The sequence below is a fragment of the Salmonella sp. SAL04214 genome, assembly GCF_046550615.1.
In the GTDB taxonomy this organism is placed as follows: domain Bacteria; phylum Pseudomonadota; class Gammaproteobacteria; order Enterobacterales; family Enterobacteriaceae; genus Salmonella; species Salmonella enterica.
Genome location: NZ_JBGDXT010000005.1, coordinates 222,271 through 243,412, shown reverse-complemented (window position 1 = coordinate 243,412; position 21,142 = coordinate 222,271). Strand labels below are relative to the sequence as shown.

The following is a 21,142-nucleotide window of genomic DNA, read 5'->3' as shown; positions in this document are numbered from 1 at the left end:
GACCCGTCGTCAGGAAAGATAAATGGAACAAGCGCATACCCGGCTCATCGCGCAACTGAATGAACGAATTTCAGCGGCGGATAATACGCCGCTATACATGAAATTCGCCCAGACGGTAAAGGATGCCGTGCGCAGCGGTATTCTTGAGCACGGTAATATTTTGCCTGGCGAACGCGATCTCAGCCAGCTTACCGGCGTCTCGCGCATCACGGTACGGAAAGCGATGCAGGCGCTGGAAGAAGAGGGTGTCGTCACGCGCGCCCGTGGCTACGGTACGCAAATCAATAATATCTTTGAATATTCCCTGAAAGAGGCGCGGGGATTTTCTCAGCAGGTTGTCTTGCGCGGCAAAAAACCGGATACGCTATGGGTTAACAAACGCGTGGTAAGTTGTCCGGATGAGGTCGCGCAGCATCTGGCGATCCCCGCAGGCAGCGACGTCTTTTTACTCAAACGCATTCGTTATGTTGATGAGGATGCGGTATCGATTGAAGAGTCCTGGGTGCCCGCGCATCTGATTCATGATGTCGACGCGATTGGTATTTCTCTGTATGACTATTTTCGTCGCCAGCACATTTACCCTCAGCGTACCCGATCTCGCGTCAGCGCCCGGATGCCGGATGATGAGTTTCAGTCGCATATTCAAATGGATGGTAAAGTGCCGGTGCTGGTGATTAAGCAGGTGGCGCTCGATCAGCAGCAGCGGCCTATTGAATACAGCATCAGTTATTGTCGTAGCGACCTATACGTTTTTGTGTGCGAGGAGTAGCGCCTCGCGTGTGGGCGCGCAGTCGCCGCCGCGATGCCCGACCACCCAGCTCGCCACCGCATTTCCCAGCAGTACGGCATCCGCGAGCGGCCAGCCTGACGCCAGTCCTGCCAGCACGCCGCCAGCATGGCTGTCGCCCGCGCCGATGGTATCCACCACGGTTGCCGGAAACGCTGGTACAACGCCGGAAGATTGCGCGCTAAAATACCACGCTCCGTCTTTATCGTGGCGCACCACCAGCGGCGCGGAAAAGCGTTTTACCCATGCTTCGCCGAAAGTGCGCGTATCGGTCGCAAGCCCGGCGCGTTCCGCAGCGATGATGGCTTCCTGGCGGTTGAGGGAGACGATGGGCCGGCAGGCCATAATGCGCGCCATTGCGTCGTCTGTAATATCACCGATTCGTGGGCCAAAATCGATAAAAGGCGTGACATCGTCGACGGTTTCCAGCCACTGGATCAGTGGCTCGCCACAGGACGAGGCCAGTTGATAGCCGGACAGGTAGACAAGACTGCCCCGCGGTGTCCTGAGCTGCGACAGCCAGTCCGCATTCCACTGGTTTTCCACGCCGCTAAAAGACATAAACGTGCGTTCGCCATCCGGTTCGACTAACGCCAGACACCAGCCGTTATCTCCTTCAACCGCGTCAATCACGCTGGATAATCCCTCTTTTGCCAGACGGCGGCGAATCCTCTCCGCCCACACGCCCTGGCCCAGCGGTAGCGCATTGCTGGCGTCAATCCCCAGTCGTTTCAACGCCACGGCAATATTCAGCGCGCAGCCGCCGACATTGACGCTCTGTTGTTGCAGTTCAATATCGCCTCCGCGACGCGGCAACGTCCAGGCGTCGGCAATGATATCGATTACTGCCGCGCCGATAACGGTGAGCGGACGCCGGGTATGCAGGGTCGGTAATAATGTCAGCAACCGTGCGCCGTTCATAGTGCCTCCCGCCGTTGACGATAACTCGCCAGCGCAACGGCATAGCGCGCAAAATCCAGCTGATTAACCTCGTCCAGCGTTTGCTTTAACTGGGGGTTAATGGCGCTTACCCCGTGCAACGCGCCGCAAATGGCGGTAGCCATCGCGCCGATAGTGTCGGTATCGCCGCCGAGGTTAGCGCACAGCACGGCACAGCGGTTAGGATCGGTATTCGCCAGTTCCACCATGGCGATAGCGCAGGGAACCGATTCAATGGTGCTGGTTCCCGCGCCGATGATCTGATAGAGCTGTTCGCTGGCAGATTCGACGCCGTCGGCGTGGCGGACAATGTTTAGCGCCAGTTCCAGACGTGCCGATAGCGAGGCGCTAAACGTGGTAATACGCGCTGTCTGCGCCTGATGGGCGACGGCGGGGAGCGAGTCGGCAATACTTTGCCACGTGTCGCCGTTAACCGCTCGCGAGACGGCCCAGGCGACAACCACGGCGCCAGCCACCGCCAGATCGGATTTATGCGTCGGGCTGGAGGCTAACGCTACTTCTGCTATAAAGGCTGTCAGGTTAGTTGGCGGCAACAGACAGCCCAACGGCGAAACGCGCATGGCCGCGCCGTTAGTCACGCCGTTATTTTCCAGCGCCGCGATGGGTTTGCCGTCGCGAATCGCATTCAGCGCAATTTTTGACGTCGGGCCGAGTACATTTTTATTGAACGCATCAAAGCGCTCTGCCCAGGCGAGGATGTTACGCCCAATAATCTCGGGATCAATACTGCCTTCGCATTCGAGTAGCGCGTCGGCCAGGCAGAGCGCCATTGCGGTATCGTCCGTAAACTCCGCGCGGTTAAAATAGCAGGCGGCATTATTCTCTTTTGGGCCGGGCAGAAAGCGGTCAATCCAGCCGAAATGCGCTTTGACGCGCGTTCTCGGCCACAGCTCAGAGGGCATTCCCATCGCATCCCCTAACGCTTGCCCGTAAAGAGCACCGAGAATACGTTCTGCTTTCATTTTACTTCCCCTTGTGTCAACGCAATATCGCGATCGTCAATAGCAGTGATCTCTTTGTCCGATTCGCGAAAGAAAATCATAAACAGTAGCGCGATGACGGCAATCATCACTGCGCCAAACGTCCACATGCCCGCCCAGTTGAATGTCAGACCGTTAACCGGTTGCGGATAAGCAAACATTTTTTCCATCATCACGCCGCCGAGACGATAGCCCAGCAGGCTGCCGAATCCCTGACAGCAGAGGGTGATAAGTCCTTGCGCAGCGGTACGCATATGAACCGGCGCTTTTTTATCGACATAAATGTAGGCGGTGACGTAGTAGAAATCGTAACTTACGCCGTGCAGCAAAATACCGAGGAACAGCAGGGCGTAAGTGAAGTACGTCTCCGCGCCGCCATAAACAAAAAAGCCGTAGCGGATCGCGGCGGTAATAAGACCAAGCAATAATACCTTTTTAATACCAAAGCGCTTAGTGAAAAAGGGCAGCGCCAGCATAAAGAAGATTTCAGAGAACTGGCCGAGCGTCATCCAGCCGGTGGCGTTTTTCATTCCCACTTCTGTCAGATAGCCGTTAGCGAAGATGTAGTAGAAGGCCAGCGGCATCGCAAACAGGAAGGAACAGAAGAAGAAAACGAGAAAGTTTTTATCGCGCAGCAGGACCAGCGCATCCAGCCCCAGCATCACTTTAATATCCATCTTGCCGGTGCTTTTTGGCGGCGTGTCTGGCAGACAGAACGCAAATACGCCCAGCAACGCTGAACTTGCGGCGGTTATGAGCAGTGGAATGTTGGTGGGGGAAATATCGTTATAGCCTAACATTTGCGGCAGGAATCCACAGGCGAGGCCGGAGGCTATCCACCCAATGGTTCCCATAACGCGAATGCGTGGAAAATCGCGTTCAACGTCCGGTACGTTAGCGAAGGCAATGCTGTTTGTCAGCGCGATGGTCGGCATATAGGTCAATGAATAGGCCAGAAGCAGCGGAAAGAATCCGGCGAAGGTGGTTTGCTGCGCCGCGAAATACATCAGCACGGCGCCTGCAAACATCAGTACCGCCAGGACTTTTTGCGCTGAGAAAAAACGGTCGGTAACGGAGCCGACCAGAATCGGCGACAGGATCGCCGCAATGGCGGTACAGGCATAAGACCAGCCTATTTCACCGGCGGAAAACCCGCTTTTATTTAGCCATAGCCACAGGGGGACGAACCAGGCGCCCCAGATAAACCACTCCACGAACATCATGAACGACAGTTTAAAGGTCGTTTTCATTTTTGAATCCTTCATGACAGGTAAGGTACGCCACGACAATACCATTTAATAATACCTTTTAAATACCATTGAGCATTAATTTTGACCGATCTAACACTTTTTCGGACGTGAATCGAGTCAGCAGATAGCGCCGAAAAAATGCGCTAAAGTTGGCAAAAATGGTCGGTCAGTACCAGGCTTATTGCGACCCGCAATCTGCGGGGCAGGACTATTCACCTTCCGATACCCTATCGGAACTTACGGGAGCATAGCTATGACTGATATTGCGCAGTTGCTTGGCAAAGACGCCGACAGCCTTTTACAGCATCGTTGTATGACCATTCCTTCCGATCAGCTTTATCTACCCGGCAAGGATTACGTTGACCGGGTGATGATTGACAATAATCGTCCACCAGCCGTTCTGCGTAATATGCAGACGCTCTATAATACTGGACGCCTGGCGGGAACAGGATACCTTTCGATACTGCCCGTCGATCAGGGAGTGGAGCACTCCGCCGGCGCTTCTTTTGCGGCCAACCCGCGCTACTTTGACCCAAAAAATATTGTTGAATTGGCGATTGAGGCCGGCTGTAACTGCGTGGCCTCTACCTACGGCGTACTGGCCTCGGTTTCACGGCGCTATGCGCACCGTATTCCGTTTTTGGTCAAACTGAATCACAACGAAACATTGAGCTATCCGACAGAGTACGATCAGACCCTGTACGCCAGCGTTGAGCAGGTGTTCAATATGGGCGCCGTGGCGGTAGGCGCGACGATCTATTTCGGTTCGGAACAGTCCCGTCGCCAGATTGAAGAGATCTCCGCCGCTTTTGAGCGTGCGCATGAGCTGGGTATGGTGACCGTATTGTGGGCTTACCTGCGTAATTCTTCCTTTAAAAAAGACGGCGTCGATTACCATGTATCCGCTGACCTGACGGGGCAAGCCAACCATCTGGCCGCTACGATTGGTGCGGATATTGTGAAACAGAAAATGGCCGAGAATAATGGCGGTTATAAAGCGGTCAACTTCGGCTATACCGACGATCGCGTGTACAGCAAACTGACCAGCGATAACCCGATTGATTTGGTACGTTACCAGTTGGCGAACTGCTATATGGGACGCGCCGGGCTTATCAACTCCGGCGGCGCGGACGGCGGCGACACTGACCTCGGCGACGCGGTTCGTACCGCGGTGATCAACAAACGAGCCGGTGGAATGGGGCTAATTCTGGGACGTAAAGCCTTTAAGAAATCGATGGCTGATGGCGTGAAGTTGATTAACGCCGTACAGGATGTCTATCTGGATAGCAAAGTCACCATCGCCTGAGTTCAACGAAGAAAAGCCGGATGTGAACGCATCCGGCCAGCGACAGGTGTTATTAACGTAGCAACGGGCAGTCTGGCGGCAGCCGACAGCGTAATGCGCCAGGCAGCACCTCAATATGAAATTCTTGTCCGCTGAGTGGTTCGCCATCCAGATTGAACGTGATTTCATGCGGCGCATGAATATCAAACCACGCTGAGGCGCCGTCAATAATATTCGGATTGTCATCTGACTGCGTGAGTGTGGAAAACAGCGCCGGCAGCAGTTCTTCGCCGGTAAAAATCCGTAGCTGTAACAGCCCGTCGTTAATCAGCGCGGTGGGACATAATTGCTGCCCGCCGCCGGCCTGACGACCGTTGCCGATGCCGATCACCAGCGCATCTCCCTGCCAGTGAAAGTTTTCGCCACGTATTTCGCAGCGGTCAGGGGTCAGCGTATCCATTCTCATCAGACCGTGAATAAGATAGGAGACGCCGCCCAACGCGGCTTTAAGTTTTTCCGGCGTTTCGGTGGTAATGCGGGTGCCAAAACCGCCCGTTGCCATATTGATAAAACAGGTTTTATCATTGACCCTGGCCATATCAATTTCCATCGCGTTTCCGGCAATCGCCAGTTTCAGCGCTTTGTCCAGCGCTTCAGGAATACCGGCGCTGGTGGCAAAATCGTTGGCAGTGCCGAGCGGCAAAAGGCCCAGTGCAGGGGCTATGCCGTCGCGGATCTGGATGAGCGCGGTCGACACTTCATTAATGGTACCGTCTCCGCCGCCGGCAATCACCGTTTCAACGCCCAGTCTACGGGCTTCATCAACGTAACGCTGCGCGTCGCCTTTTTCCCAGGTTACCCGAACGTGAATCTGTATACCTTCGTCGCGAAGTAGAGTAATGGCCTCACGTAGCGGCTGGTTATCAGCGCTTTTGCCATTGAGGATCAGTAAGCTGGCGGGAAAGTTAGCCATCCGTTATGCCTTAATAGGTTGAACAACAATCTCCAGAAAGTGTATAGCAGAAATGAAAAAGCGAGGTCAGAACAGGATGAAAATTGAAATGTTGCGCACTTATTGCTTTACCGTTTTTCTTCCTGCTGTACGCAGCGGTAAGCGAAGCATGGTTTAAGGCAAATGGCGACAAGAGAGATGCCGGTATGCGCATTGAGTATCGCTTGTAAGAGTGCAGGGAAACCACAAGGGGGAGTCAGACGCTTTCCGATATAGCGCCTTTAATAACGAAACGGAGAATTAACAAGACGAACATACGTCAGTTATCAGTATTAATTTCAAACTTCATAATATCAGATAAAAACCTGATATTTATTACCAAACATACTTTTTAATAGCATAAAATCGAAATGTTCTTTAGACTGCTTTGGCAGGAACAAGGCGCACTATTAGCAGTACACTATTCTTGTTATCAAATAAAACCTATTTAGATGATGACTTGGCGCGGTGTCTTATAGTCGTACCGTTGCCTGAGGTATCGCTTTTCTCATAAACATAAACAGGCATGTGCATGAAGAGGTTTATATGAATGTCACTTCGGGCGTGAATGCGCAAACGCCATTGCTCTCCCCTTCTGAACGGTGTAATGAAGAAAGTCCGGCAGCTGAAATCGTTGAGTTTAACGCTCACGGCAATAAACCCAGATGTTTAATATGCGTAGGAACCACGGCATTGTTTACAGGTATTTTCAGTGGGGTATGCTCAGGGGCTGTCGCCAGTGTCAGTAGTGGTGCTGCATATACTACCGCTCTGACGGTTTTAGGCGCATCGTTTGGCATGGGGGGAATTGGTATGATGGGAATATGCGCCGGACTATACCTTAGCGCAAATGGCGTCAGAACCCGGCCAGCCTGGCCATAAATGAGCAAACACAGCAAGTCATAGGGAAAAGATGAATTCCGGAGATGACACGGGGTGTTAAGCGTCCAGACCAGAGGCTTATGACTTATATAGAAACGCTTTAGATAGAGTATGGGGTGTTATGTATTCAAGAGCCGATCGCTTATTAAGACAGTTTTCACTAAAATTAAATACCGATTCAATTGTCTTTGACGAAAACAGATTATGCTCATTTATTATAGATAACCGTTACCGTATCTTACTAACAAGCACTAACAGTGAGTATATAATGATATACGGTTTTTGCGGAAGACCTCCGGATAATAATAATCTTGCTTTTGAATTTCTCAATGCTAATTTATGGTTTGCAGAGAATAATGGACCACATTTGTGTTATGATAATAACTCACAATCATTATTACTGGCTCTCAACTTCTCACTCAATGAAAGTTCTGTAGAGAAACTTGAATGTGAAATTGAGGTGGTTATTAGATCAATGGAGAATCTGTATCACATTTTACAGGATAAAGGAATAACTCTGGATACCGATTATACGTGACGGTGGGAAGAGCGAGTAAAACAAGGCTATCATGATTACCTCCAAGAACTGGCAGTTAAACTGCTTGTGTTCATAATGATATTTTCGTGTTTAAATTCAATGAAATCGCAAAATGCGTCATAATCTTGTATATGAGAACCGCCAAAATAATGCCTCAACCCTTTACTGAGCCAGTCATTATAGGGATCGCCATAAGGTTTACTGTGCATAATATCGAGTCCTTTTATTAATGCTGGATGCTCGCTGCGGTTAACAGCAATAATCCCATTTTCAAGGCTAACATGATTATCTTTACGACTTACATGGATAGCGATACCATCAGGTAAATACAACGTGCCGAGTTTATCAGTAAGTAACATATCTGCATCAAGATATATGCACCCACCGCCTGGTTGCAGATGATGACAACCAGGTTTACCAGCTTCCAGAAAAGCATCGCTTCCTTTTAGCAGGAAAAGATTTCTGTAGAAGTCAAACCATAAGTGCCCTTTGTCTTTATTATGAGATGAAATAAGCGTTTCCTCCGGATTGTTTTCCAAGACATCTTCCAGGCTTTTTTTTACCCCGTTAAGCAAGACCTCATCTCGTTCACTTGCTGACTGACCTTCCAGTTTGGTGATGTTTTCTAAATAAATCGTCGTTAACTTTTTATCATACATGCTATAATTAAGGTCAGAATTATAAATAACCTTTATGTTTCTATAATTTTGTTCCAATTTTGCCAATGCTTTTCTTTGTCCCTTGCTAAAATCGCCATCAACGAAAATACCAATAATTCTTTCTTTTTCTATTATAGCAGCATTGATAATATTATTAAGATAAGGGTTTTTCTGCGTATTGATAATGGGAATTTCGTTTTGACCAAATCTATCTGGATTGCGTTCAAACCACTGAAAAACGAGCGGCGTTTGGTGATCTAGTGGTAATAGAGGATAATCAATCCCAGCAAAACTTACATGGCCTGATGAAGGTGGACTGAGCGTAGGTGCGATGGTTTGAGTATTACTTTGACATGAAATCAAACCTCTAATCCGGGAAAACATTATTTTAATCCTTGTAAAAGCGGCATTAAAACGTGCCATAACTTTACACGCTTAAATTATCAGTTTTTAACCTTAATTTAATAACCTGGAAACTTTTTGTGTAAGTCCGCACAAAGCAGTTATTGATTTAATTCACTGATGTTAAACGTAAACGTCAGAATGCTAAGTCCTGAGTCTGACCGGATGCGGGGAGGATTGTGACTTGCTGGCTGGCCATGAATAGGGGAGGTCTCTAAACCTAAGCGCCCATTTGCGCTTTGGTTAGTGTGGTGAATTTTTGGATGTGGCGGAAAGTACCACTTTTTTATTGATTATACGCAAAAAATAAGCCTGCGTAAGGGAGATTACGCAGGCCAAGGAGGTGGTTCCTGGTACAGCTAGCATTTATGGGTTATGTTTTTCAGCGCGTTGAATAATACTCGCATTGAGCGAAGCGGTATGTGATCAATTTCTAAGAATCTTCCCGCCATGAAAAAATAACCGCAATTAACTACTTAGCATGGGGGTTACGCGTTGATTCGCCTGAGAAATTACGCATCAATAGTGCGTAATCCAGCGTAACGTCCTGCGGGACGGGCATCCAGACGGTATAGCCATCGCCAAGCGCCACCGGCATAGCTTCGCCTTTGGCGTTCTCCATCTGTTCCAGGGTGAAATTGATATTTCCCTGCGGTGTCATCAGCTCCAGACTATCGCCAACGGAGAATTTATTCTTCACCGCCACGGCCGCCAGTTGGCCTTTACGCTCGCCGGTGAACTCGCCGACAAATTGCTGGCGTTCGGAAACGGAGTACCCGTACTCGTAATTCTGGTAATCGTCGTGCGTATGGCGACGCAGGAAACCTTCGGTATAGCCGCGATGAGCCAGACCTTCCAACGTTTCCAGCAGCGTAGGGTCGAAGGGTTTACCCGCGGCGGCGTCGTCGATGGCCTTACGGTAGACCTGCGCGGTACGGGCGCAGTAATAAAAGGATTTGGTGCGGCCTTCGATTTTCAGCGAGTGGACGCCCATTTTCGTCAGGCGCTCCACGTGGGCGATAGCGCGCAAATCTTTTGAGTTCATGATATAGGTGCCATGCTCGTCTTCGAACGCGGTCATGTATTCGCCCGGTCTTTGGGCCTCTTCTATCATAAACACTTTATCCGTCGGCGCGCCGATACCGAGCGTCGGCTCAACGTTCTGTACCGGAATCGGTTCGTGCTTATGCACGATGTTGCCGACAACGTCTTCTTTTCCTTCCTGCACGTTATATTCCCAACGGCAGGCATTGGTGCAGGTGCCCTGATTCGGATCGCGTTTATTGATGTAGCCGGAAAGCAGGCAGCGGCCGGAATAGGCCATGCATAGCGCGCCGTGGACGAAAATTTCTATTTCCATATCCGGCACCTGCTGGCGAATTTCCTCAATCTCTTCCAGCGACAGCTCGCGGGAGAGAATCACACGGGTCAGCCCCATCTGCTGCCAGAATTTTACCGTCGCCCAGTTTACGGCGTTAGCCTGTACCGACAGGTGAATCGGCATTGCCGGGAAGTGCTCGCGTACCAGCATAATCAACCCTGGATCGGACATGATCAGCGCATCCGGGCCCATCTCGACGACGGGTTTCAGGTCACGGATAAAGGTTTTGAGCTTGGCGTTATGCGGGGCGATGTTCACCACCACGTAGAATTTTTTTCCGAGCGCGTGGGCTTCGTTGATGCCAAGCTGCAAATTTTCGTGATTGAATTCGTTATTACGCACGCGTAAAGAGTAGCGTGGTTGGCCCGCATAGACGGCATCGGCACCGTAAGCGAAAGCGTAACGCATATTTTTCAGCGTTCCCGCCGGCGAAAGAAGTTCTGGTTTAAACATCATTTTCTCGTTCTGATGACAGGTCAGATCCGCCTCACCTGATGAGGCGGCTTGAGGAGAGTCCTCACTTTAAGGGCGGGCATTGTACGCTTACGGACAGGCCGAGTAAATATTGCGAGAGTATATTGGCGCTAATAGAACACCGGATGTTAATGGAGAGCCAATGATGAAAATGAGCCGCACGGCCATCGCGTTGAGTCTGCTGGGAATGGTCGCGCATCCCGTTTTTGCCGCTCCGTCGTTTGAAGAGACGGCAAGACAGGTGATTATCGCTTTTCAGCAGCGAGACAACGCGAAAATTAATGCCCTGATTGATAAAAAAGTTGGGATGTATGTGCTGTACCGAATTGGGGCTGGGGTTGATTATAAGTGGATGAAAAGTTTTGATATTAATAAGCCGATACCCGGTTTTAACTACCTGTTGGGGCAGGTAGGTTGGTTTTCAGAGCATATTCCTGTGGATAACGAATTTGATCACCACACGGAGGTTGAGTACGTTTGTGAAAAGGGATGGGATCACGCCGGTTTTTTTGTCAGCTATACCGGTACTAATAATGCGCTGCTGACGTTTAGCATGGTGAATGGAGCGGATAGTGGGGATCAGGCGTCGGATACCCGTATAGCAAACGCCAGGCGGCTTGAGCTGCAATCAGAGCGAGTGGTGGCAGTGCCGAAAGAATGGGGTGATGGTTTGATTTTTCATCTGAGCGAGCTTCATGGCTTGGGCAAAGGGTGGAGTTTAACGCTGCTGGATTTGGTCACGGAAGATTGTAGTGCGTGAGGCATATATGTTTAATCAGGGTAAATAGCTGCTTATTTATATCTTTCTGCTATCAGGATATTATGACACTGCCCCCAATATTCAGGATTTAAATAAGCATTTCTTGAATATTAAATTAATTCACTAAAAAATAAATTTGAAATCACCTCGGCAACATTTATTAAAGAAAATACAAAAGGTCATTTGACTTATTATAGCATCAGTGATCCCTCCTTTAACTAATTTGGTTCACGATATGTATCCACTATGGGGAATCTTTATATATTCCGAAAAAAAACACAATGATATTCTTAATGCAGATAAGAGAGTAATCTTAGGGGGTGCAGGTTTGTAAACCAGGGTATGGCGGTAGCGTTATTTTTTAACGAGATATCATCAGAGGTGGAATTAACGATCGCAGACGATGCTCAGTACTAAGAGGAAATCAGGTTGAGGTTGAACAGAAAATGATAATTACGTATTGATAAGATGGAATCCATTGAATCTACTTATTAGTAGATTTTATTATGAAAAATATATTTTTCTTGATGTTTTTTACGCATTGCGCAATAGCAAATCCTTGCCGCCTTGATGCAACTTGAGTGATTTTGTATATAGTGTGACAATGCTGAATACTGAATTGATACCTTCTACATATTAAATCAGGGGTTAGTTGTATGGGCGATTTTATAAAGTATCTATTTATTTTTTCTTGCTTATGGAGCGCAAATTCTTTTGCGATTACTCAAACTCAATGGGATGGTAACTTTAGAGTCGAGGAACTTGGCGAGGAGTTAAATGATGGGAGTCAGGTTTTTTTACAATATAATTTAAAGATAGATAGTAAAAATAATCGTGCTTCTTTATCCATGACAACCTGGCATGCGGGGATAACATGCATTGGTGACTACTCTTTAAAAATCAATTCTGGTGTTTTGGCATTATACTATAACGGCGACGAGGAAAATGCATGTCCATATCCATCACCGCAATTTGAGATAAGCAATAAAGGAAAAGCATATTATATAAAAGGAAAAATGTTTTCATATTCTCAGCCTGGTGAATGGTTGCCACTCAAACGTATTACACTAAAATAATTCTATATTTGATAAATTATGATGATGAAGTTAATGATGGTATGAAATATTAATTGGATATGTCGTGAACATATTTTTGTTATATGTTTTCAATGTGTATGACAAGAAAATTTGCATGAAAAGATTATATGAGACGGTTTGAAAAATGAATGAAGTTCACATAAAAGCAAGGTCATTCTGAAACGAATTTGTCAAATTTACTGAATTATATATCAATAATTCATGACTATCGACAATAATGTAAAATCGAGTACAAACTCACGGATTTGTAGTAATTAGGGCAAAGAACAAGTCAGATAAAAAATTTCTCATTATTTATTCAAAAAGCAAGTGCAAACTGTTAGTTTGAATTTGTACTTCTTCATAGAAGTGTTGAATAATATTGACGTCAAACATGTTCTGCCTTTTTTTACTAAACTGAGTAAGGTAACTTTAATATTATAATTGCAATGATACAAAATCACATCAATATATAATGAGGAAAACTATATGCCCGCCGCCGCTCGACTAAACGACAAAGGTATGCGTTCGACTCTGGATAGAGTGTTAATATGAAAGCGAATAATGTGATTATTTTTGTGATTCTATTTTTATCCTCTGTGAGTTATTGTTTTGCTGATATGAAGATATTAAAAATAAATCAGTCCCATTATATGAGTCCTTATAATAAAGAGCCTGGGGATAGAAACTTATGCAATAAATGGGTTTTAAATGCAAGTCAGATAGAAAAAATATTTTTGTTAAGTGATAAATATAAGGAAATGAGTGATACCATGACTGGATTTTGGCTCTGGTTTCCCTGTGAAATAACGGGTGAGTTGATTTATAATAAGAAAAAGTGGCATTTTTCTATTAATGCTGCTGCCACGGCAGAATGGTCCGATGGTAAGGAAACGATATACTGGGGGTGTTCCAGGGAAAAATGTGATGACATGTTTATACTTCCATATCCAGGCCGGAGTTATATAGGTGGTGGTGGCAAATTGATTTGGTGACGAGGTAGTTCTTCATCCTGGTTTTAGCCTTTTAAAATGAATTAAATTTAACCTTCAGCATCATGACGAGAGTATGAAAGTATATTTTTGTACACACCGGGATAAAGAATAAAATAACCAAGAATCGTATATTTATTACGTTAAACACAACTTTTTAAATACAAGTCAGTGCTGGATTTTACAGATCAATGTTGCGTTATTACTAAATTCATAAATTAATGTTTGAGTTATGGTTGTTATGATCTTTCCCTGATAGAACAGTGCCTTCAGGCAGAGGTGGCATTATCATCAACAAACATAATGTTCATTTTTATGGGCGTAGGGGATTCACCCTTATTTAAAGATTACAAAGAAATATATTTCTCATTTAATGTTAAATAACATGTGACTCATATTGTCAGTGATGTTCCTGATGAGATAATTGATTTTACATTTGAATGGAAGGGTTAAAAAACTATGTGTGACGGTATCTTTTCGTTCAGAGAAACATAGCGGAAAGAAAGAACAGGAAATGTTGGGTGAGATATTATATAAGTTCATCGGATTTAACATCAGAAAAATTTTCTAATGCGATGAGAAGCCATTGGGATGTGGAAAATAAATGGTACTGGCGTTTGGATGTGGCGATGGACAGAGAGTACCTCGCGTCAGTCCTTGCGGGGGCGGGGTTTCGTAATCTTGCCCTGTAAGGAGGGGGTTGTGTCCGGACAGGATATTGATGAAAACTACAGATTAGTCTCGAATGATGCCTGTCCTGAAGGAATGTCCTCACTTTCGTTTTTTTAGTGATGAAAGAGTGGGGCAAACAGTTAAAAAAATTTTTGGTGTGGATATTCCAGTCCATCCAGATGTGAAAAAATAAGGGCGCTACATGAGCAGATATAATGAGATATCTCAGTATTTTAATAGTGATAACTCTGCAAGTATGGATGTGGAACGATATACTCATATTACAGAAAGAACTATTTCCACTGACCTTAAAATAATAGATAAGTATGGTGAGGAAGAAATATTATCCTCTTTCAATCTATTTTTCCTTAATAATTCAAGGTCTTTTCTGTACCTTTACGCTTGGAATGTCTATTTTAAAAATAAAATAAAAAATAATTTACTATGTGCTTCTGTTGCATTTGATGCGATGGGATTGTTTTGTGGCTATTTTGAACAACCAGATAAAGTATTTGTTTCTGATGAACTGCTATATAATCAGGGTATTCCCTTACTTCTTCAGATTGCTACCAATAAAATTGATGTTGCCCGTCGCTTCTATCCTCTTTTTATTAAAGGATTAAAGAACTTTGAAGCAGAACGAGCGAGAAATCTATTGCCTCAAAAGACCATTGTTCTGGCAATTGAAATGCTAGCCAGTGAACATAAGCAGACGGTTGACTGGCAGTCGCATGGTATTCCAGTTGAGCGTTTCTATTATGATTTTGTGAAAGAGGCTCTTTACTCACAGGATGAAGCGGTACTAAAAGAGTGGTTGGCTGAGCTTTGTGACTGCCATCTGAAATGGTCTGCGCGTACAGAGACTACAGAAAATGAATATGCTCTTAACGGTTATGAAATAGAGCCACAGGAACTTTTGCTCTGGCCTTTTGAATATCAGGCAGTGAAAAAATTTCGTGCAGCACATGGTCTTACCACGCCAGAAATTGATCATCCATTATTAAAGACGCCATTAGCCATAGAACATCAGGCTGATTTCAGTAAATGGGATGCGCCAGAGTGGTTCTGTCCACTGGTTGACAGGTTGATATCAGCAAATACTGAACTGGCTTTTACCAGAGAACTCTTTAAATAATGAGAGATGAGACAGGGTGATGTGTATTACGAAAGTTAATGCCGATTATGAATAATTATAGATTAACTTTTTCTTTATATTTCCTGCGTTCGGTAATGTTGCTTAGCATCATTTTAACAAGTGTTGGTTGTAATAATCAAAAGAGTAAGAAATTGGTTCTTCCTGTTGATTCCACGCAGTTTACGCAATTGGCTTGTTATTATAAGGATATTAATTCCGATGATAATGTAATGGAGTTAAAATTACCAGGTGAATATAAAGAGAAAACTAACTTATTTAATCAACAGGAAATTAAGGTGCCGGTAAAAGGTGAGAATTTTCTTTCTCCGTATATTGGTGATGGTGTCCGTTATTATGAATTAGGGTACTTTGAACATGATGGTAATACTTACAAATTGATAATTTATAATAAAATTGGAGAGTCTGATACGTTATTACTTAATGTACAAATAAATAGTTATGATGCAAAAGGAAACCTGGTGGATGCTTTATTACTTAGTAGCTTTTTTGCTTATGAAGATATCGTGCGTTTTTCTGATTTTGTCATCCGCCAGAATTACACAATAAGCATTGATAGTTATGTTATATATAGGTGGTATGAGGACAGCAAAGATGGTCATCTTGTAACTATAAAGTTTAAAGATCAGGCGCCTCAGATTTATATAAAGGAACAATATCAAATGGAAAATGGTCGGTTCAAATTGATATCCAGAAATGAAGTATCACAGGGTAAAAAAAAGAAGCGAGCGTTAAATATACCATGCTTACGACATTAATAATTGTAATGGAGGTGTTGAGGTAATATGGATAGCAGGAAAGAATGAGGAACGTTATGAGAATTATAAATAGATTGTTAATTTCAACCGATCTCAGGTTAATCATAAAATTTCAGTTTCCACGCCAGATTTATTCAACGCGCAGATAGTGCCCGTCGGCGCGGACATTTGCGCCAAAACCGCAGTCCACAAACGTATCGGTGCTGGCATCAATGGTTTCAGAAGAAAAAGCCAGTGAAATGTCACAGTGAATATCATCGCCTTCCCGAAGCGCCACGATGGTTTTATCGTTTTCCAGCGTTACCGTTGCGGAGAACTCGCCGATATTGGGGCCGAAGTAGATCCCCATTAAACCGAACCAGTAACCCTGAAAATTAACCTGATAGCGCGATGGGGTGGGTAATGCCTTCACGCTAAGCACGTTCCAGGAGGCGCGCCCGGCATAGCGCCAGTATTCCCCCGCCGCAAAAACCGGTGGCGGCAGGGCCGATAGCTTATCTTTGATAAGTTTCAGGTTGTAGATCGACTTGCTATCATTCGGCCTTAGCATCAGCCAGGCGCGGGCTTTACGCCACTCGCCTTCACGTATCCAGGTTAGCGCCACGTTGTTGTAGGCCGTCGCGATGGCGCTGTCGTCAAGGGCGCAGCTTTCGCTCCATGCGGCCTGCTGTTCAAAAGCGTCTCGCGCTTTGGCATACTTTTGGGTCTTGTAAAGCTGTTCGCCCTGGCTGGCAAAAACTGGAATTTTTGCGCAGTCGGCCTCGATCTGCTGCTCCGTAATTTCAGCCCTGGCGGTGGCGCAGAGTAGAAGCAGGGCGCAAAGAAATAGAGATTTTCTTTGTATTATCACTCCATTACACCATTGAGTTGACCTGTCCCGGCAGCTCTGAATTCGGGATGCGGACGGTATACCAGGCGAAACGAAAGCGTTTCCAGAAAGAATCGAAATGCAGGTGGTCCAGGCAGTCCATAACGATTTCATTATCCGGGTAAAGCGTGAAGGCAAAATGTGCCCAGCGTGCGCTTAGCTTCATATTAAACAGCGTTCGATCGTGTTTATTACCGTGCAGGCGCGATAGGGTCACCATAGCATGTAGCGTGCCTTTGTTGGCCTCTTGTTGCACCAGTTCCAGATGCTTATGCGCCAGCGTAATATCCTTCACTTCAAAAATATTCAGCAGGAACAAGCCCCAGGCCTCTTTATGCCCGAACTGATGCGCCAGCCAGAGATTATCGAGCAGTTCTTTTTCATAAGCGGAACGTTTTTCGGTATCAGGTTCTTGTTTACTCAGACGCTGGTTGCAGACGCCGATGCTGAAATGAATATTTTGTAGGTCATTTTCATAGTCGGTATAGCCTCCGTTATCTATTAATTTGTACGGGGTGCTCTCGCGCAGCGCTAACTGACGGTGCAAAATCTCCGCCGCGCGCTGAAAATACCCTAACGCGATGGCAGGATCGTAAGGTAGTAGGCCGTTGTTCTCTCTATTATTGTGTTCAAGGCCCAGCAGGTTTAGCGCGGCGGGTATATTTCTTTGCGCGCCCAGCTCTGCCAGCGGCACGAAATGTTCCGGGAGCCCGAACCAGTTGAAATTTTTAATCGCCGCCCGCCAGTTATGGTTATATTGAATGTCGGCGACGCTATTGAGCCAGGCGAGGCCTTGCGCCTCATCCTTTTCGAAACCCAATAGCCCGGCGTACTGAAAGTAGCCACGACGGATTTTCGGCACTGCGAATTCCGTTTGCTGCGCATTCTGACAGAGGAAATTATACATCCACCAGGTGTCAGGAAAATCGCGCAGGGCGAACTTTATCGTGTCATCAGAGAAGTAATTGTTGAGCTTAACTTTTTCCATGATCGAACGCTGAAGGGTTCGCCAGAGCGCGTCATTATCGTCCAGATCGCTATAGCAGACCCGCAGCCACTCCAGCGCGTTGTGGCGAGATTCCTGGATATGCGCTCGCAGGCTAATCTCTTCGGCTTTGGCGATAATACGTTCCTGTTCTGCCGGGGAGTCAACCTCTTTGATGCGCAGATCGCGGTGATCGTCCCACCAGATCAATAGCTCCAGATGTTCACGTTCTGCGGCAGAAAGGTGATCGCATACGCTTGATTCCAGAAATTCGCGGATCTCCTCGTGAGATCCTCCCCAGCGCGGCATACGAAACGGGATATATTCATCCAGCACGTAAAATGCCGTCGGGAAAATAGCCTGGCAGACGGCGAGCCAGTATTTTTGCCCGGCATCGTCATCGCACTCCGGCAATACGGACGGGCGCGGCAAATTTGGGCAAACCGCGTCGGCAAACGACAGCCCGGAATGGGCCATCAGCGCGTCCACCTCCTGCGGTGAATGGCGATGATATTCAGCCAGATCTTCCATTAATGGCTGCCCGGCAACATCCGCGCCCACAAGGAACTCAACCAGCCAGTCGGGCTGGCCGAAGACTTTTGAGTTGGTGCTGGTCAGGGCCGCCGCCATCCACTGGCGCGGTTCACAGTCGATAGCATTGAGCGCGGCGATGACCATCCGTTCGTTGCAGGCGGCGGCGCAGATCCACATCGCTCGGGTGGTTTCTCTCGCCCAGCCATAGCTGCGATACAGCCACGCACGGTGATTCCAGTATTGCGCCTCGGCAAGCCAGGCGTGAGTGGAGCGGGGACGAGCGCGCTGCCAGTTTTTGATCAGCGCTAATCCTTGCGGCCCAGCCTCAACCAGCGTGTCCATATCGTAAAAAGGGTTGTCCATTTGATTCCAGGCGAAGAAATAGCGCTTTTCCGCTTCGCGGCTGGTAAAGCTCTCCGTCAGCGCCTGGTTGTAGCGTTCGTCCAGTTCGTCATAACGTTCTTCGCGCAGCAGGCCGGAAATATCGGCGATATGCCACTCTCGTTGCCCGTCATTGAGGGGATTTTTGTGGTTGCACATCTCAAACATAGCGTTGAGCAGACGATCATCCTGTTCCATAAATAGTCCTTTAAATCGGCTCGAAAATTTTGAATTCATTCCACGGCAGTTGTCGCCAGCGGCTGACAGGGTCTTGCAGATAATGGGTGGCTTCCTGTAAATCCCGTCCGGCAAGCGCTGTTGGCGTGTCACGTAGCGTGAGCCATACTCGGCGGGCGCGAACGTAGGCGGTGGCGTAATCCTCCCAGGAATCAAAACAGTCCTGAGCGCGCTGGGCGTTAAGTAACAACACCAGCCAGGCCTGATTTTCATCACACCAGCCGAGCCCGGCGATACAGCGGGTCAGGAAGGCGGTGCGCATGCAGTCGAATGCCAGCGCGTCGCGGACCTGTCCCTGGGCCGCCAGATAATGGTAAAACGTGCGCGGCGAGCTGCCGATGCCCGCAGGCCAGCGGCGTAAGATATCCTCAACCTTGTGGCGTAACGCTGCATCGTCGAGATTTTCGCTCAAGCCCAGCTCTTTTTTTACCTGCTGTGCCAGATAGCGGCGTTTGTCATCGTCAAGTTTGAAGACCAGCTCAACGCCTTTGATCGGTAGCCCGTTGCGCCGGGCGAGGATATCAGCTAGCGCCAGCGCCCATTGCCGCCGCCGGGTATCGCGACGCAGATCCTTCAGGCGATCTTTTTCTTTCTCCTCGGCGATACGGGCCGCAATCAGCGGTTTGTTTTTTTTGTAGTTGCGCCAGCTAAAAAATAGGGCGGCAATAATAAGAACAATCCAGAACATTAGCGCTCCTCCCTGGTTGCAGAAAGATAGCGCGTGGTTTGTAGCGTCAGGCTTTCAATTTCGAAAGGTTCACTACTGGTGTTTTTTCCGGCAAGCGTAGGGTGCCATTCATGCCGTGGAAACAGCATTTCCGCAGCCGTCGCCACGTTAGGATCAACAACCTGAAGATAGCGCAGCGCCTCCGGGGCGCTGTGCAGCAGCAGCCACTGTAAAGCCACCGGAGGCGTAGGGAAGTGCTCCATTAAATGAAAATTGTCATGCAGCACATTGAGCAGAAAATTGAGGTCATGAATATGAGTAATAAATTTCCAACCTGAATATTCCGGCGTTGCTTCATAAACTATTCCCATCTCTTCGCAATCGGCGTGGCGCTCAGGAAGTGGTTGCAGATGGCGTAACAGAGATAAAACATCGTTAGCATATTTCTTAATAGGATGGCGATTTTGCTTACCTTTAATCTGATCAATACTCAGGCCGTTATTACCAACCACCAGGCTTATTGTGACGTGGGGAATATTATTGTCGTCGCGCAGGCTGAACAGGCGAAGTTTCTGTTGTTCCATTTGCCGGGCGTAGTAATCGCCGTAGCCGCCGGAAAGCGCGCCTTTATTATCAAAATCTCCGACGCAGTGTTGCATATGCCAGGATTCATACGCCATCTCACTGCGCAGGCCGGGGTTTGTTGCATCAAGCTCAACCAGTACACCGTTATTCACCGCCATCACCGGTTTTAGCGCCTCGCTGTTGGAGGGATACCAACCTTGTTCACGCAGGCGCTGCATTTTTTGATGCTCCGCTTCGCGCATTGCCAGCACGGTAAAGCAGTTGATACGCTGTAGTTTAGTTTCCAGCCGCGTTCCTTCCTGACGCGAAAGAAATTCCACTAAATCTCTTTCCATTGCCACGAGTTGCGGGTGCTGAACGTTAAGGTAGTAAAAGCGCTCATCGCCACCCAGCTTTGGCGCCAGCCAGGCGGGGATTTCTGCATCAGCGCTAAAATAAACGGCATAATCGGCGACGGAGCGCACAGGATAAACATGAGGAAAGTCACCAATGATCCAACGATAAAAATGGTTGCTTAACCAGCGCTGGATAATTTCGCTGTCGCCGCGTTGTTGGCTCCGGGAAAAAATAGACGATTTTACATTTGGCGCATTTATTATATTGCGTGGTTTATAGCGGTGAGATGACGTTTCTGTCATAAAAATCCATGTATAATTAAGCTGGTATTATGTTTATGTATTTTTAGATTCACTTAATGAATTAATGCGCAATAAGTTTAAAAAACTACTCACAGTATATCGGTAAACTAAAAAGAGCGGCCAAATAATTTATTGTCCCCGATCGCGTTCGTCGTGGTTTTCGGGATACCGCTCGGCCAAAGGAAAGAGGACTGTGTGTTAATTCCGCCAGAATAGCGTTGGCGGAAAATATCGTCTTACGACCTTG

The 21,142-nt window shown here is 47.2% G+C and carries 19 protein-coding genes and 1 pseudogene; 10 read left to right on the top strand and 10 right to left on the bottom strand.

Annotated elements, in window-relative coordinates; genetic code table 11:
- Positions 1 to 22: 22 nt before the first annotated feature.
- On the top strand, positions 23 to 769 hold the full coding sequence (locus ACLJQD_RS11320; protein WP_000434062.1) for a GntR family transcriptional regulator: 747 nt from the start codon (positions 23 to 25) through the stop codon (positions 767 to 769).
- On the opposite strand, the gene ACLJQD_RS11315 is transcribed toward ACLJQD_RS11320, so the two are convergent.
- Genes ACLJQD_RS11315 through ACLJQD_RS11305 form a run of 3 tightly spaced genes read right to left on the bottom strand, consistent with a single transcriptional unit; the run spans position 743 to position 3,977 of the window.
- Positions 743 to 1,708, bottom strand: a complete 966-nt coding sequence (locus ACLJQD_RS11315) for a PfkB family carbohydrate kinase (RefSeq protein WP_001012652.1) — start codon at positions 1,706 to 1,708, stop codon at positions 743 to 745. The genes ACLJQD_RS11320 and ACLJQD_RS11315 overlap by 27 nt on opposite strands.
- Positions 1,705 to 2,709: an ADP-ribosylglycohydrolase family protein gene (locus ACLJQD_RS11310; RefSeq protein WP_000642799.1), complete on the bottom strand. Its 1,005-nt coding sequence runs from the start codon at positions 2,707 to 2,709 to the stop codon at positions 1,705 to 1,707. The genes ACLJQD_RS11315 and ACLJQD_RS11310 overlap by 4 nt, the downstream gene beginning before the upstream one ends.
- Positions 2,706 to 3,977 (bottom strand): nucleoside permease, encoded by a 1,272-nt coding sequence (locus tag ACLJQD_RS11305; protein ID WP_000858692.1) that lies wholly within the window; start codon positions 3,975 to 3,977, stop codon positions 2,706 to 2,708. The genes ACLJQD_RS11310 and ACLJQD_RS11305 overlap by 4 nt, the downstream gene beginning before the upstream one ends.
- A gap of 253 nt (positions 3,978 to 4,230) precedes the next feature.
- On the opposite strand from ACLJQD_RS11305, the gene fbaB reads away from it, so the two are divergent.
- Positions 4,231 to 5,283 carry a class I fructose-bisphosphate aldolase gene (gene fbaB, locus ACLJQD_RS11300; RefSeq protein ID WP_017441988.1) on the top strand — a complete coding sequence of 351 codons (1,053 nt, stop codon included), beginning with the start codon at positions 4,231 to 4,233 and terminating at the stop codon, positions 5,281 to 5,283.
- A 52-nt stretch (positions 5,284 to 5,335) separates the two neighbouring features.
- On the opposite strand, the gene yegS is transcribed toward fbaB, so the two are convergent.
- Positions 5,336 to 6,235: a lipid kinase YegS gene (gene yegS / locus ACLJQD_RS11295; RefSeq protein ID WP_017441987.1), complete on the bottom strand. Its 900-nt coding sequence runs from the start codon at positions 6,233 to 6,235 to the stop codon at positions 5,336 to 5,338.
- Between the two features lie 564 nt (positions 6,236 to 6,799).
- On the opposite strand from yegS, the gene steD reads away from it, so the two are divergent.
- Together steD and ACLJQD_RS11285 are read left to right on the top strand one after the other, a co-directional pair.
- Entirely contained in the window at positions 6,800 to 7,135 is a 336-nt protein-coding gene (gene steD / locus ACLJQD_RS11290; protein ID WP_001529372.1) for a type III secretion system effector SteD, read from the top strand.
- Between the two features lie 121 nt (positions 7,136 to 7,256).
- Positions 7,257 to 7,673, top strand: coding sequence for a CesT family type III secretion system chaperone (locus tag ACLJQD_RS11285; RefSeq protein ID WP_001540404.1), 417 nt, complete (start codon positions 7,257 to 7,259; stop codon positions 7,671 to 7,673).
- A gap of 35 nt (positions 7,674 to 7,708) precedes the next feature.
- On the opposite strand, the gene sseK2 is transcribed toward ACLJQD_RS11285, so the two are convergent.
- On the bottom strand, positions 7,709 to 8,755 hold the full coding sequence (gene sseK2, locus ACLJQD_RS11280; protein ID WP_077907252.1) for a type III secretion system effector arginine glycosyltransferase SseK2: 1,047 nt from the start codon (positions 8,753 to 8,755) through the stop codon (positions 7,709 to 7,711).
- A 451-nt stretch (positions 8,756 to 9,206) separates the two neighbouring features.
- Positions 9,207 to 10,568 carry a tRNA 5-hydroxyuridine modification protein YegQ gene (yegQ, locus tag ACLJQD_RS11275; RefSeq protein ID WP_023242746.1) on the bottom strand — a complete coding sequence of 454 codons (1,362 nt, stop codon included), beginning with the start codon at positions 10,566 to 10,568 and terminating at the stop codon, positions 9,207 to 9,209.
- A 163-nt stretch (positions 10,569 to 10,731) separates the two neighbouring features.
- On the opposite strand from yegQ, the gene ACLJQD_RS11270 reads away from it, so the two are divergent.
- The 6 genes and pseudogenes from ACLJQD_RS11270 to ACLJQD_RS11245 all read left to right on the top strand — a co-directional run bounded on the left by ACLJQD_RS11270 (position 10,732) and on the right by ACLJQD_RS11245 (position 16,000).
- The gene (locus tag ACLJQD_RS11270; RefSeq protein WP_017441984.1) at positions 10,732 to 11,349 is read left to right on the top strand and encodes a hypothetical protein; all 618 of its coding nucleotides are present in this window, start codon (positions 10,732 to 10,734) and stop codon (positions 11,347 to 11,349) included.
- A 656-nt stretch (positions 11,350 to 12,005) separates the two neighbouring features.
- Positions 12,006 to 12,425: a hypothetical protein gene (locus ACLJQD_RS11265; RefSeq protein ID WP_000502177.1), complete on the top strand. Its 420-nt coding sequence runs from the start codon at positions 12,006 to 12,008 to the stop codon at positions 12,423 to 12,425.
- A 551-nt stretch (positions 12,426 to 12,976) separates the two neighbouring features.
- Positions 12,977 to 13,420, top strand: coding sequence for a hypothetical protein (locus ACLJQD_RS11260; protein ID WP_000646714.1), 444 nt, complete (start codon positions 12,977 to 12,979; stop codon positions 13,418 to 13,420).
- Between the two features lie 390 nt (positions 13,421 to 13,810).
- A pseudogene (locus tag ACLJQD_RS11255) lies at positions 13,811 to 14,058 on the top strand (ISAs1 family transposase); the annotation flags it as partial.
- A 233-nt stretch (positions 14,059 to 14,291) separates the two neighbouring features.
- Positions 14,292 to 15,224, top strand: a complete 933-nt coding sequence (locus ACLJQD_RS11250; RefSeq protein WP_000092680.1) for a hypothetical protein — start codon at positions 14,292 to 14,294, stop codon at positions 15,222 to 15,224.
- 38 nt (positions 15,225 to 15,262) lie between these two features.
- The gene (locus ACLJQD_RS11245; RefSeq protein WP_017442192.1) at positions 15,263 to 16,000 is read left to right on the top strand and encodes a hypothetical protein; all 738 of its coding nucleotides are present in this window, start codon (positions 15,263 to 15,265) and stop codon (positions 15,998 to 16,000) included.
- 130 nt (positions 16,001 to 16,130) lie between these two features.
- Here ACLJQD_RS11245 and ACLJQD_RS11240 read toward each other — a convergent pair whose 3' ends face one another.
- From ACLJQD_RS11240 to ACLJQD_RS11225, 4 genes are read right to left on the bottom strand one after another with little or no spacing between them, the layout of a single operon-like run.
- Positions 16,131 to 16,850 (bottom strand): tetratricopeptide repeat protein, encoded by a 720-nt coding sequence (locus ACLJQD_RS11240; RefSeq protein WP_000586675.1) that lies wholly within the window; start codon positions 16,848 to 16,850, stop codon positions 16,131 to 16,133.
- Between the two features lie 4 nt (positions 16,851 to 16,854).
- Positions 16,855 to 18,966 carry a DUF4034 domain-containing protein gene (locus tag ACLJQD_RS11235; protein ID WP_017442193.1) on the bottom strand — a complete coding sequence of 704 codons (2,112 nt, stop codon included), beginning with the start codon at positions 18,964 to 18,966 and terminating at the stop codon, positions 16,855 to 16,857.
- Between the two features lie 10 nt (positions 18,967 to 18,976).
- Positions 18,977 to 19,693, bottom strand: coding sequence for a DUF1266 domain-containing protein (locus ACLJQD_RS11230; RefSeq protein WP_017442194.1), 717 nt, complete (start codon positions 19,691 to 19,693; stop codon positions 18,977 to 18,979).
- Entirely contained in the window at positions 19,693 to 20,895 is a 1,203-nt protein-coding gene (locus tag ACLJQD_RS11225; RefSeq protein WP_017442195.1) for a PcfJ domain-containing protein, read from the bottom strand. Before ACLJQD_RS11225 ends, ACLJQD_RS11230 begins: the two co-directional genes overlap by 1 nt.
- Between the last annotated feature and the right edge of the window lie 247 nt (positions 20,896 to 21,142).